Annotated in this window: 12 protein-coding genes; 4 read left to right on the top strand and 8 right to left on the bottom strand. The window is 70.4% G+C overall.

Annotated elements, in window-relative coordinates; translation table 11 throughout:
* Positions 1–178: 178 nt before the first annotated feature.
* The 3 genes from BMY97_RS32245 (at position 179) to BMY97_RS32235 (ending at position 3,527) form a co-directional block, all read left to right on the top strand.
* Positions 179–925, top strand: coding sequence for an MIP/aquaporin family protein (locus BMY97_RS32245; protein WP_177231638.1), 747 nt, complete (start codon positions 179–181; stop codon positions 923–925).
* A gap of 32 nt (positions 926–957) precedes the next feature.
* The gene (glpK, locus tag BMY97_RS32240; protein WP_091624242.1) at positions 958–2,466 is read left to right on the top strand and encodes a glycerol kinase GlpK; all 1,509 of its coding nucleotides are present in this window, start codon (positions 958–960) and stop codon (positions 2,464–2,466) included.
* 281 nt (positions 2,467–2,747) lie between these two features.
* Positions 2,748–3,527 carry a polysaccharide lyase family 7 protein gene (locus BMY97_RS32235; RefSeq protein ID WP_091624239.1) on the top strand — a complete coding sequence of 260 codons (780 nt, stop codon included), beginning with the start codon at positions 2,748–2,750 and terminating at the stop codon, positions 3,525–3,527.
* Between the two features lie 45 nt (positions 3,528–3,572).
* Here the strand turns inward: BMY97_RS32235 and BMY97_RS32230 are convergent, their stop codons facing one another.
* The 5 genes from BMY97_RS32230 to BMY97_RS32210 form a co-directional block, all read right to left on the bottom strand.
* Positions 3,573–4,379 carry a VOC family protein gene (locus BMY97_RS32230; RefSeq protein ID WP_091624237.1) on the bottom strand — a complete coding sequence of 269 codons (807 nt, stop codon included), beginning with the start codon at positions 4,377–4,379 and terminating at the stop codon, positions 3,573–3,575.
* A 99-nt stretch (positions 4,380–4,478) separates the two neighbouring features.
* Positions 4,479–5,081: a class F sortase gene (locus BMY97_RS32225; RefSeq protein WP_091624234.1), complete on the bottom strand. Its 603-nt coding sequence runs from the start codon at positions 5,079–5,081 to the stop codon at positions 4,479–4,481.
* Between the two features lie 279 nt (positions 5,082–5,360).
* The gene (locus BMY97_RS32220) at positions 5,361–5,891 is read right to left on the bottom strand and encodes a hypothetical protein (RefSeq protein ID WP_218156928.1); all 531 of its coding nucleotides are present in this window, start codon (positions 5,889–5,891) and stop codon (positions 5,361–5,363) included.
* Between the two features lie 205 nt (positions 5,892–6,096).
* Complete coding sequence (locus BMY97_RS32215; protein ID WP_425425352.1) at positions 6,097–6,567, bottom strand: hypothetical protein; 471 nt, start codon at positions 6,565–6,567, stop codon at positions 6,097–6,099.
* A 59-nt stretch (positions 6,568–6,626) separates the two neighbouring features.
* Complete coding sequence (locus BMY97_RS32210; protein WP_091624231.1) at positions 6,627–8,030, bottom strand: NAD(P)H-quinone dehydrogenase; 1,404 nt, start codon at positions 8,028–8,030, stop codon at positions 6,627–6,629.
* Positions 8,031–8,159: 129 nt separating this feature from the next.
* On the opposite strand from BMY97_RS32210, the gene BMY97_RS32205 reads away from it, so the two are divergent.
* The gene (locus BMY97_RS32205) at positions 8,160–8,612 is read left to right on the top strand and encodes a gamma-glutamylcyclotransferase (RefSeq protein WP_218156927.1); all 453 of its coding nucleotides are present in this window, start codon (positions 8,160–8,162) and stop codon (positions 8,610–8,612) included.
* 1,025 nt (positions 8,613–9,637) lie between these two features.
* On the opposite strand, the gene BMY97_RS32200 is transcribed toward BMY97_RS32205, so the two are convergent.
* From BMY97_RS32200 to meaB, 3 genes are all read right to left on the bottom strand, one after another.
* Positions 9,638–10,939 (bottom strand): amidohydrolase, encoded by a 1,302-nt coding sequence (locus BMY97_RS32200; RefSeq protein ID WP_091624227.1) that lies wholly within the window; start codon positions 10,937–10,939, stop codon positions 9,638–9,640.
* Positions 10,940–11,132: 193 nt separating this feature from the next.
* Positions 11,133–11,468 (bottom strand): hypothetical protein, encoded by a 336-nt coding sequence (locus BMY97_RS32195; protein ID WP_091624225.1) that lies wholly within the window; start codon positions 11,466–11,468, stop codon positions 11,133–11,135.
* Between the two features lie 151 nt (positions 11,469–11,619).
* Positions 11,620–12,615 carry a methylmalonyl Co-A mutase-associated GTPase MeaB gene (gene meaB, locus BMY97_RS32190; protein ID WP_091624222.1) on the bottom strand — a complete coding sequence of 332 codons (996 nt, stop codon included), beginning with the start codon at positions 12,613–12,615 and terminating at the stop codon, positions 11,620–11,622.
* Positions 12,616–12,617: the final 2 nt, after the last annotated feature.

Raw genomic sequence — 12,617 nt, 5'->3', positions numbered from 1 at the left:
GCTCGCCTCGGTGTGACACGTGTGGCGTAACCCTCCAAGATCTTGGTGACATTGGTGCCGTCGGCGCCTGGAATGATCTTGTACGCACAGGTAACGTCCAGCCGATCTGGGTCGGCGACGATGCCGTGGCACCGAGTGATCGACCCTGCGCAGAGTGTCCAGTGTGGAGGTAACGAGCTTGAGTGCCGGAGCGATTTTCATCTGGGAGCTGCTGGGAACAGCAGTGCTGATCCTCTTGGGTAACGGCGTCGTGGCCAACCACGTGCTGCGAAAGAACAACGGCCATGGCGCCGGGACGCTGTTCATCACCTTCGGCTGGGCCTTCGGTGTGTTCGCGGGCGCCAGCATCGCCGCGCCCAGCGGCGCGCACCTGAACCCGGCCGTCACCCTCGGGCTCGCCATCTCGGGCAAGACGCCGTGGTCCGACGTGCCGTACTACATCCTCGGCCAGCTGGTCGGCGCCATCCTCGGCGCGGTGCTGTGCTGGGCGGTGTACAAGCTGCAGTTCGACGATCACCCCGAGCCCGCCGAGACGCTGGGCATCTTCTCCACCGCCCCGCAGATCCCGAACAAGGCGTGGAACCTGGTGACCGAGATCATCGGCACGTTCGTGCTGGTCGCGTGGATCCTGCTGAGCCCGGCCTACGCCGCGAGCGGCGGCACGCCGAACTTCGGCAACTCCGCGCTCGGCTACGCGGGTGTGTCCTTTGTGGTCTTGGTCATCGGCATCTCGCTCGGCGGGCCGACCGGCTACGCCATCAACCCGGCGCGTGACCTCGGCCCGCGCATCGCCTACGCCTTCATCCTCCCGATCAAGAACAAGCGCGACGGGAACTGGGGCTACTCGTGGATCCCCGTCCTCGGCCCGCTGGTCGGCGGCGCGCTGGCCGCGCTGCTGTACCTCGCCGTGCACAACCTGACCTGACCCCGACCGCCGAGCCTTTCGGAGCGAAACCTATGACCTCGTACGTAGCCGCGATCGACCAGGGCACCACGTCGACCCGCTGCATGATCTTCGACCACTCCGGCCGGGTGGCCGCCGTCGACCAGCGTGAGCACGAGCAGATCTTCCCCAAGGCGGGCTGGGTCGAGCACAACGCCGAAGAGATCTGGGAGAACACGCGCGCCGTCGCCGCGGGCGCGCTGGCGAAGGCCGATCTGAAGCCGAGTGACATCGCCGCCGTCGGCATCACCAACCAGCGCGAAACGGCGCTGGTGTGGGACCGCCACACGGGCAAGCCGGTGTACAACGCGATCGTCTGGCAGGACACCCGCACCGACAAGATCGTCGCCGAACTGGGCGCACTCGGCGGCGGCCAGGAGCGGTACCGGCAGAAGGTCGGCCTGCCGCTGGCGACCTACTTCTCCGGCCCGAAGGTGAAGTGGATCCTCGACAACGTCGAAGGCGCCCGCGCGAAAGCCGAAGCCGGTGACCTGATCTTCGGCAACATGGACACCTGGGTGCTGTGGAACATGACCGGCGGGGTCGACGGCGGCATCCACGTCACCGACCCGACCAACGCCTCCCGCACGCTGCTGATGGACCTCGACACCCTCCAGTGGGACGAGGGCATCGCGGCCGAGATGGGCATCCCGCTGTCGATGCTGCCGGAGATCCGGTCCTCTTCGGAGGAGTACGGCAAGGTCCGCGAGCGGGGCGCGCTCGCCGGCGTGCCGATCGCGGGCATCCTCGGCGACCAGCAGGCGGCGACGTTCGGCCAGGCCTGCCTCTCCCCCGGCGAGGCCAAGAACACCTACGGCACCGGCAACTTCGTGCTGCTCAACACCGGCACCGAAAAAGTCATGTCGGACAACGGCCTGCTCACCACCGTCTGCTACAAGATCGGCTCCAACGACACGGTGTACGCGCTGGAGGGCTCCATCGCGGTCACCGGTTCGCTGGTGCAGTGGCTGCGCGACAACCTCGGCCTGCTCACGAACGCGGCCCAGGTCGAGGAGTACGCCCGCACGGTGGAGGACAACGGCGGCGCGTATTTCGTGCCGGCGTTCTCCGGCCTGTTCGCGCCGTACTGGCGCTCGGACGCGCGCGGCGCGATCGTCGGGCTGACCCGGTTCGTCAACAAGGGCCACCTGGCGCGGGCGGTGCTGGAGGCCACGGCGTTCCAGTCGCGTGAGGTGATCGACGCGATGAACGCCGACTCCGGCGTGCCGCTCAAGTCGCTGAAGGTCGACGGCGGCATGGTCGTGAACGAGCTGCTGATGCAGTTCCAGGCCGACATCCTCGGCGTGCCGGTGATCCGGCCGGTGGTGGCCGAGACGACCGCGCTAGGCGCCGCGTACGCCGCCGGGCTGGCCGTCGGCTTCTGGGAGTCCGAGGACGACATCCGCACCAACTGGGCGCAGGACAAGCAGTGGGACCCGTCGATGGACGAGGCCCGGCGCGAGTCCGAGTACCGCAACTGGAAGAAGGCCGTGACCAAGACCTTCGACTGGGTGGAGGACTGAGCGCTCCGCACGCCCTGAAGGCGAAAGGTCCCGCGCACACCCCCGGGAGGGTGAGCGCGGGGCCTTTTGCTTTTTCACCGTCAGCCGGGATTTCGCCCGAAACATCCGATTTTTATTCAGTCCGATGAATGACAGTTCACCTACGTGGCTCACCCCATTCCCCGGCCGGAAAATCGGTGTCCATCCCTTGACCTTTTTGGTTCAGACCACACACACTGGTCGGCAACGTGATCCGGAACACGGCAGAAACCGCTCACTCTCCCTCCCCCCACAGGAGAATCATGTCCACCATTCGCGTGGCCCGGGTGCTCGCCTGCTCCACGGCCGTGGTCCTCGGCGCGCTGGCCGTCCAGGTCGTCCCCGCTTCGGCGGCTTCGCTCGACCCGGGCTCCCCTCCCGGCAGCAACTTCGACCTGTCCCTCTGGGAGCTGCAGGAGCCCACCGGCTCGCCGGGCAGCCCCGACACCATCTCGCCCTCGAAGCTGAAGGGCGGCTTCCAGGACAAGTACTTCTACACCGACTCCGGCGACGGCTCGATGACCTTCTGGGACCCGGAAAACGGTGTCACCACACCGAATTCCAACTACTCGCGCTCCGAGCTGCGCGAGATGACGTCCTCGGGCAAGGCGGCGAGCTGGAGCGTTCCCGGCACGCACAAGCTCAACGCCACCGTGAAGGTCAGCGAGGTGCCCGACCACGTGTGCGTCGGCCAGATCCACCTCGCCGAGGGCAGTGGCTCGACCAAGCCGGTGGTGGAGCTGTACTACTACCAGAACGGCGACATCAAGATGGGCGTCGAGCGCGGCCCGGACGGCGGCCAGGACCAGCACAAGGTCGGGAACGTGCCGCTCGGCACCCAATGGTCGTACACGATCAGCCTCACCGGCGGCGACACCCTCGGGCTCACCGTGAACGGCAAGAACACGACCTGGCCCCTGCCGTCCTCGTTCAAGAGTTACCCGATGTATTTCAAAGCGGGTGACTACGACCAGACCAGCGGAAGCAGTTCTTCGGTGGGCGCGCGAGTGCATTTCTATTCACTCTCGCTTTCCCACAGCTGAATGGTGACCGGGTGCGCCGGGTTGTCCGGCGCACCCTGCTCCCCTTCAGTCGGCCCAGCCCGCGGGCTTGCCGGACTGCTCGTTCGGCGCCATCAGCCGGAACGACACGCCCTGGTTGTCCGTCGCTGCGACCATGCGGCCGTGCGGGCTGTCGACCGGCGCCTCCACGACCTGGCCGCCCAGCTCGGTGACCCGCGCGGCGGAAGCGTCGGCGTCGGCCACCCAGAAGTACGTGAGCCAGCTCGACGGGACGTCCGCCGGCGCCTCCGCGGGCAGCTGTCCCAGCCCGCCCACCGGACGGCCCGAGAGGTCCAGCGTCGTGTAAACGAAGCCACCGCCGGACAGGTCGCCGAACCCGTAACCGAAAACGTCGCCGTAGAAGGCCTTCGCGGCGGCGAAGTCGCGGCTCATGCACTCGTTCCAGGCCGGCGCGCCGGGCGCGTCGAGCACCTGCGTGCCGTAGTGGTCACCCGCCTGCCACAGCCCGAAGACGGCACCGGCCGCGTCCTGCGCGATCGCCATGCGACCGGCGGTCATCACGTCCATCGGCGGCGCGAGCACGGCGCCACCGGCCTCGGTGACGGCCGCGACGGTCTTGTCCACATCGGACACAGCCAGGTACGTCGTCCACGCGGGCGGCATGCCCTCCTGGCCCGGCGGTGTCTCCCCCACACCCGCGACCGGGCGCCCGGCCACCGTCGCCATGCCGTAGAACCCCGTGTCGGCGCCGCCGACCTCGACCTGCCAGCCCAGCAGGCCCTGGTAGAACTCCACGGCCTTCGCCCGGTCGGGCACCATCAAGTCCACCCAGCACGGCGTGCCGTCTGCCCAGCGCTCGTCTCGGAACAACATTCGCCTCTCCTGCTCCTCGATTGTGTCAGTGGCCACAGTCTCGCACCGGGCACCGACAAAAACGCGGCCTCGAGCCGAACTACCACGGACGAGGTGCGATCAGTGACCGTCGGCGACCAGTCCCGCGTAGACGATGATGTTGTCCACGTAGTTGTGCGAGGAGTGGTCGAACACGCCGCCGCACGTGATCAGGCGCAGCTCGGGGCCCGCGGTGTCGCCGTAGACCGCGTCGCTCGGGAAGACGTCCTTGGGGACCTCGTCCACCTTCGTCACCTTGAAGTGCGCGGTGGTGCCGTCCTGGCGCGCGATCGCGACGTCGTCGCCGGGCTTCATCTCCTTGAGCCGGTAGAAGATGCCCTTGTGCTTGTTGCCGTCGACGTGGCCGAGCACCACGGCCGGGCCGGTCTCCCCCGGCGTCGGCCCGAACTTGTACCAGCCGGCCTGCAACGGGGTGCTCACCGGCGGCACCTGGACGGTGTTGTCGGCGTTCAGCCCGAGCGGCACCAGCGAGGAGTGCGCCCCGATGCTGGGGATGTCCAGCGAAACCGGGTCCGACTTGGGCATCTCCGCCACGGCCGTCGACGGGGCCGCGGCCTGGACCGGCGTGGCGGGCGGCGCCTGCGCGGTCCCGGGCCCCGCCCCGCACCCGCCGAGCAGCAGCGCCGCCCCGGCCACCATCGCGGCGAACGACTTCCTGATCATGTCTCCCCCTCCAGCTCCGAAGGCCGAGTGGAACGGCCCCAGCAAACCAGCCCCGCCACGCTCGTCCCCGAGCGGGCCACACCGCCCGGTCGCGGGCCCGGCACCCCCCTGCGGCACCGGGCCCGCGACCGGGCGGCAGTTCACCCGTCAACGACGGATCTTGTGACGCGCCAACGCGATTCCGGCGCTGCCGAGGGCCAGCGCACCCATCGCGGCCGCCGCCGGATACTCGTCATCGCTGCGCGGAGCCGAAGCCATGGCCCGGCCCCCCGGTTTCCTTCAATCGACGACGTAGCCGTCACTGCCACCGGTCTGCGGAGCGCCCGCGGGCACCTTCACGACCTGCTTCGCGGGCAGCACGGTGAACTTCGACGTGATCTTCGCGCCACCGCATTCGTACGACGCGGTGTACGTGCCCGGCTTCGCGTTCTTCTTCACCGTCGCCGTGCCCTTCGAGACGGGCGCGACGGACGGGTCGTTCTGCGGGCCGGCGGTCAGCTTCCCGAAGTCCAGCACGGGCGAGCTCAGCTTCTCGATGTACCCGGCCTCGCAGCCCACGCGCACCGCGATGTGGGCGCCCGGACGGCCCGCCGCCGGCAGCAGCCGCAGGAACGCCTTCGGGACGCCCGCGCTGTCGTCGCTCGGCGCCGTCTCCGTCGGGGAGCTGGTGGGGGTGCCCGTCGCCGAGGTCGGCGGCGCGGTGGGAGTGGTGGGAGTGGTGGGAGTGGTGGTACTGCCGGCGGCGAACGCCGGCGCCGCCATGAGCAGACCCGCGCCCAGCACGGTCGAGAAAACAACAATACGCTTCATGATTTACCCCGATGAATGAATTCTTCCCGATATTCGACACGGAGATCCCCACACCCCGCCGCGCAGTTCCCCCTGGCGTCCGGGTGCTTTTTCCTCCGACAACCTAGAGACGTCTCGGCTGGTACCGGGGTTGCCAGCCGGTCCGGGGAAAAACGAAAGAGCCGCCGGGAACGGATTCCCGGCGGCTCCTGATCGTTCGACGTGCTTATTCGGCGAGGCTCCCGTCGCCCGCTTTCGCGGCACCCGCGGGCACCTTGGCGACCTGCGCGGCCGGGACCGTGAACTTCGCGCTGTACGGCTTCCCGCCACAGTTCACGGTGAGCTGGTAACTGCCCGCGGGCGTGCCCGGCACCAGCAGCGCGTCGGCGCTCACGGTGGCCTCCACCCCGATGAACGGGCCGAAGTCGTAGTTCGCGAAGGTCAGCACCGGCGAGCTGAACGAGGTGGCGCCCGCCTTGGCCCCGGGGCACTGGGCGAGCGCGACGTTGTCGTCACCGCGCTGGAACTTGTTCAGTGTCTGCTGGCCCGCGGTGTCCTGGTTCAGCTGGACCGACACCGCAGGCCCACCGGTCGCCGCCGTCGCCGGACCGGCCACCGCGGCCGCCCCGATCGCCGCCACCGCAACGAAAAACGCCCTCTTGCGCACCCTCGGCCCCTTGTCCCGCACTTCAGCCATCGCACCTGTCACCGAGCAAGACGCGGGGCTCCTCGACGGGGTTGCCCGCGCCGGGAGATTCAGTCCAGATCGTCGTGGCGCATGAGCTGGCGGCCCGCCTCGGTGATCGACCCGGACAGCGAGGGGTACACCGAGAAGGTCAGCGCCAGGTGGTCCACGGTCAGCTGGTTCTGCACCGCGAGCGCGATCGGCAGGATCAGCTCGCTCGCCGACGGCGCCACCACGACGCCGCCGACCACCACCCCCGTGGCGGGGCGGCAGAAGAGCTTCACGAAGCCGCGGCGCAGGCCTTCCATCTTGGCGCGGGCGTTGGTCGCCAGCGGCAGCATGATCGTGCGCGCCGGCACCTCGCCGGAGTCGATCGCGTGCTGGCTGATGCCGACGGTCGCGATCTCCGGGTGCGTGAACACGTTCGCGGCCACGGTCTTGAGCTTGATCGGCGCGACGCCCTCGCCCAGCGCGTGCCACATCGCGATGCGGCCCTGCATGCTGGCCACCGACGCGAGCATCAGCAGGCCGGTGCAGTCGCCCGCGGCGTAGATGCCGGGCACGCTCGTGCGCGAAACCCGGTCCACGGTGATGAACCCGCCGGGGCCGGGCTCGATGCCGACCCGGTCGAGGCCGACGTCGGCGGTGTTGGGGATCGAGCCCACGGTCATCAGCGCGTGGCTGGCCTCGATCACCCGGCCGTCGGCGAGGTGGACGGCGACGCCCTTGTCCGTGCGCTCCACCCGCTCCGCGCGGGCGTGCTTCGCGACTGTGGTGCCACGCTGGGAAAAGACCTCTTCCAGCACGGCGGCGGCGTCGGCGTCCTCATGCGGCAGCACGCGATCGCGGCTGGAGATCACGGTGACCTTGACGCCCATCTCGGTGTAGGCCGAGGCGAACTCGGCGCCGGTCACGCCCGAGCCGATCACGGCGAGGTGCTCGGGCAGCTCGCTGAGGTCGTAGAGCTGGCGCCAGTCGAGGATCCGCTCGCCGTCGGGCACGGCGCCGGGCAGCACCCGCGGGGTGGCGCCGGTGGCGATCAGCACGACGTCGGCGTTCAGCGCTTCGGTGGTGCCGTCCGTGTGCGTGACCGCGACCTTGTGCGTGGCCAGGCCCGGCTCGTCGTCGCAGAAGCGCGCTTCGCCGATGACCACGCGGACGCCCTCGCGCTGCACCCGCGCCCGGATGTCCGCGGACTGCGCGAGCGCGAGCCCCTTCACCCGGCCGTGCACGGTCGGCAGGTCGACACTCGTGTCGGCCATGTCGGTGTTGATGCCCAGCTCGCCGAGGTCGTGCATCTTGGCGAGCGCGCCGGAGGAGGCGATGAACGTCTTCGAGGGCACGCAGTCATAGAGGACACACGCGCCGCCGAGGCCGTCGCGTTCGACGATCGTCACGTCCGCGCCGTGTTGCGCGGCGACCAAAGCGGCCTCGTAACCTGCCGGGCCTCCGCCCATGATCACGATCCTGGTCACCTGAAGTCCTCCTAGCCGGCCGTGCTTGCGGTGCTCTAACCGTACGCGGAGGAGGGCCGGTGATACTGAGTGGCCGGACACGGCACGTGCTTCCCGTTGCGGGGCGGGTGGGTCGCTAGGCTGTCGCCCGTGCCGTTGTATGCCGCTTATGGATCCAACATGGAGCCCGCCCAGATGCTGGAGCGCGCCCCGCACTCGCCGATGGCCACCACCGGCTGGCTGGAAGGCTGGCGGCTGACCTTCGGCGGTGAGGACCTGGGCTGGGAAGGCGCGCTGGCCACCATCGTCGAAGACGCCGGCTCGCGCGTGTTCGTGGTGATCTACGACGTCACCCCGCTCGACGAGGAACGCCTCGACCGGTGGGAGGGCGGCGAGCTGGGCATGCACACCAAGCTACGGCTCCGGGTGCAGACCATGGACGGCTCGGTGCTGCCGTGGCTGTACGTCCTGGACGCCTACGAGGGCGGCCTGCCCTCGGCCCGTTACCTGGGCGTGCTGGCCGACGCCGCCGAGGCCGCCGGCGCCCCGGCCGACTATGTGGATGACCTGCGCACCCGGCCGTGCTCCGGGATCACCGGCTGACCCAGCCTGTGGATAACTCGGTGGTTCAAGCCGCCGACCAGGGCATCGTGAACAGCGTTCACCATTATTGGGTTTAGGTCGGGCACAAGTTTCGTGCCCGGTTTCGCCGCGGGTGCCGTCCCGGGGCTTCCGCCGATCTTGGGGCGCGGCGTTCGTGGTTGCGGAATTCGTTGGGACGCAAGGGAAATCGGCCGTCTACGGCTTGCCTTCGAGGGGTCTCCCGGGGGTGCGGAATCACCCGGGGTGAATAGATCATCCACGGTCGTGATCATGCGTCACGAGACCGGGTGAAATGACCGTCCACAGGACTGGGGATAGCAGCGGAAATCACCTACCGGAGTTGTCCACAGCCGAGGGTCGCCTGTGGACAACCTGGGCCGGGATGGTTCGGCGGGCTGTGGACAGATATGTGGACAGCCGACGGCCGCGCAGGTCGGGGACAGTGCTCGACCACGGCTTGAGGGCCCTTGGTGACCTGCCGGAATCGGGGGCGCTCGCAACCGGACGGGCGCCGGATCCAGTTGCTTGATCCGGTTCCCGGGCCGCTGTCACCATGGCCGACCGACCGCCGCGCCACCGCCCTGACCGAACGGCCACCGCGCCGTCGTCACCCTGGCCGACCACCGCGCCGTCGTCACCCTGGCCGACCACCGCGCCGTCGTCACCCTGGCCGACCGCCGCGCCGCCGTCACCCTGGCCGACCGCCGCGCCATCGTCACCCTGGCCGAACGGACGCGCCGCCGTCACCCTGACGATCGCCGCGCCGCCATCAACCCGGCCGAACGGCCGCGGCGCTGTCACCACGACCGACCGACCGCCGCGCCGCCATCACCATGACCGGCCGCCGGGCCGTCGTCACCCTGGCCGAGCGGCCGCGCCGCCATCACCCCGACCGAACGGCCGCCGCGCCACCGTCACCATGACCGAACGGCCACCGCGCCGCGCTGGCCGGAGCCTGATCGACGGATGCTCCACCCGCCCGGCGAGCCGGAACTGCCGCTGAGGCACCAGGCCGCGGCCCGAGGTCAGGCCAGTGTGGCCAATGCCGTGTGCACCAGGGTCCGGACCCCGACCAGCAAGGCGCGCTCGTCGAGGGTGAACGTCGGGCGGTGGATGTCGGACTGCGGAGCGGGGGCGCCCGGCCAGACGCCGAGGCGGGCGAAGGCGCCCTGGACGTGTTCGAGGTACCAGCCGAAGTCCTCGCCGCCCGAGGACTGTTCCGTGCCGGCCAGGCCCTGCTCGCCGACGGCGGCCTCGACGCCGGCGCGCATCAGCGTCGTCGACTCCTGGTCGGAGACGACCGGGGGGACGCCGCGGCGGTAGTCCAGGGAGAAGCCGACGCCGGTGGGCGCCAGCAGCGACTCCACCGAGGCCGCGACCAACGGCTCCAGCTGCTTCCACACCTCGTGATCCGCAGTGCGCAGCGTGCCCCGCAGGACACCGTCCTGCGGCACGGCGTTGGCGGCCTGGCCGGCGTGCACCGCGCCCCACACCAGCACGGTGCCCGAGCGCGGGTCGACCCGGCGCGAAAGCACCGAGGGCAGCGAGGTGATGACCGTGCCGAGCGCGTACACCAGGTCAGCGGTCAAGTGCGGCCGCGAGGTGTGCCCGCCGGGCGAGGTGAGGCGCAGCTCGATCAGGTCCGCCGCGGACGTCAGCGCGCCCACGCGGGTGCCGACCTTGCCGACCTCCAGCCGCGGGTCGCAGTGCAGGCCGTAGATCCGCTCGACGCCGTCGAGTGCGCCGGCCGCGACCATGTCCAGCGCGCCGCCGGGCATGACCTCCTCGGCGGCCTGGAAGATCAGCCGCACGCGGCCGGGCAGCTCCGGGGCGCCGGCCAGCGCGCGGGCCGCGCCCAGCAGGATCGCCGTGTGCGCGTCGTGGCCGCACATGTGCGCGGCGCCTTCGGTGGTCGAGGCGAACGGCAGGCCGGTGTCCTCGGTGAGCGGCAGCGCGTCCATGTCCGCGCGCAGGGCCACACAGCGCTCGCCCTTGCCGATGTCGCACACCACGCCGGTGCCGCCGGGCAGCACCCACGGCTTCAGCCCGACCGTGCGCAGCAGCGAAACGACCAGCTCGGTGGTCGCGAACTCGTGCCGCGACAGCTCCGGGTGGGCGTGGATGTGGCGGCGCCAGGCCAGCACGTCGGTGGCGTTGGCGCGCAGCCAGTCGTCCAGCCAGAACGGTCCGCGCCCCGCGCCGAAATCCTCCACGGGTGCCATGCTGACCCCGGCTTCGGTGATCAGCGCGGCGGGCACCTCGTTCGGGTTGGCAATAGGACCCTGGGGGTCGCCTGGAACGTCCGGTCGTGAATCAAGCACAGTCACGCCGCGCCTCCTCCCGCAACACGGGTGGCCCAGGGGTCACGCAGCGTGCCGATCGTTGCAGTCTTATGCATCTGCCGACGATCGTGCACCATGCAGGTGGCAACAGTCGCGCCGCCGGCGGGCATCCGAGACGGCCGGTACCGGATCTGCGTTGAACGGCTTGCCGGAATTCGGTCAGGGCGAACGGAAACCGCTACTTGCCCGCGGCCTGGTCCTTGCTCTTCTTGCGCTTCTTGGCGCGGGACCGCCGTCCGAAGAAGACGATCGCCAGCAGCACCACCGCGACCCCGCCCGCGATCAGCTTGTTCCGGGTCTTGGCGGCGTTCGCGGCGTCGGTCTGCGCCGGGTCGATCACCGGCCCCGGCTGCACCTGCCGCGGCGCGATGAGCAGCGATTCCCCGCTCGCCGCGGCCTGGGCCGGCACCGTCGCGGCCCCGGCCGGCACGACCACCATGGCCTGCGCGGGCGGCGCACAAAGCAACAGCACACCCAGCAGCCCCACCAGCAGCAGACCACGCACCTTCGCCATGACTCCCCTTCTACGGCACTGAAGGGCATTGTGCCCGCCGAACGGCCCCTCCGTCAGCCGCCACGCGGTGGAGACTCCCCGCTCGGCCCCCGTCGCCGACCGCCGGGCGCCGCCGGGCGGTCGTTCGCCGTCCGCCGCCGGGCCGGGCGATTCAATCGCCGGCCGGCGTGGCAAAGGCGTCCAGGATCCGGCCGGCGGCCAGCGTGGCCGTCAGCTCGCCCGCCCGCACCGCGCGTTCCAGGTCGCCGACCAGCGCCTTCACGCCGGGGTGCGAGGTCAGGCGGTCGAGCAGCTGCTCGCGGACCATCGACCAGGTCCAGTCGACCTGCTGCTGACGGCGGCGGGCCGCCAGCTCGCCGGACTCCGTGAGCTGGTCGCGGTGCCTGCCGATCTCGCCCCACACCTGGTCGAGGCCGGTCGCCTCGAGCGCGCTGCAGGTCAGCACGGGCGGCGTCCACGGCGCGTCCCGTCCGTAGATCATCCGCAGCGCGCCCGAAAGCTCCCGCGCCGCCCGTTTCGCGTCTTTCTCGTGCGGCCCGTCCGCCTTGTTGACGGCGATGACGTCGGCCAGCTCCAGCACGCCCTTCTTGATGCCCTGCAGCTGGTCGCCGGTGCGGGCCAAGGTGAGGAACAGGAAGCAGTCGACCATGTTGGCCACGGCCACTTCGGACTGTCCGACCCCGACGGTCTCCACCAGCACCACGTCGAAGCCCGCGGCCTCCATCAGCACGATCGTCTCGCGCGTGGCCCTGGCGACGCCGCCGAGCGTGCCGGACGTCGGCGAAGGGCGGATGAACGCCCGGTCGTCCACCGCGAGCCGCGCCATGCGGGTCTTGTCGCCGAGGATCGAGCCGCCCGTGCGGGTGGACGACGGGTCGACGGCCAGCACCGCGACCCGGTGCCCGGCCGTGGTCAGGTCCGTGCCCAGCTGGTCGATGAAGGTCGACTTGCCGACCCCGGGCACGCCCGTGATGCCGACCCGCTGCGCGCCCCCGGCGTGCGGCAGCAGCTCGACGAGCAGTTCCTGCGCCTGCGCCCGGTGGTCGGCACGCTGGGACTCGACCAGCGTGATCGCCTTGGACAGCGTTCCGCGGTCACCGGCGAGGACGCCCTTCGCGTACGCGGCGACGTCGATCTTGCGCGGCAAGG

The organism is Amycolatopsis saalfeldensis (assembly GCF_900110575.1).
GTDB classification, from domain to species: domain Bacteria; phylum Actinomycetota; class Actinomycetes; order Mycobacteriales; family Pseudonocardiaceae; genus Amycolatopsis; species Amycolatopsis saalfeldensis.
Note: the sequence above shows the minus strand (reverse complement) of the source record. Positions and strands in the feature narration are given on the sequence as shown.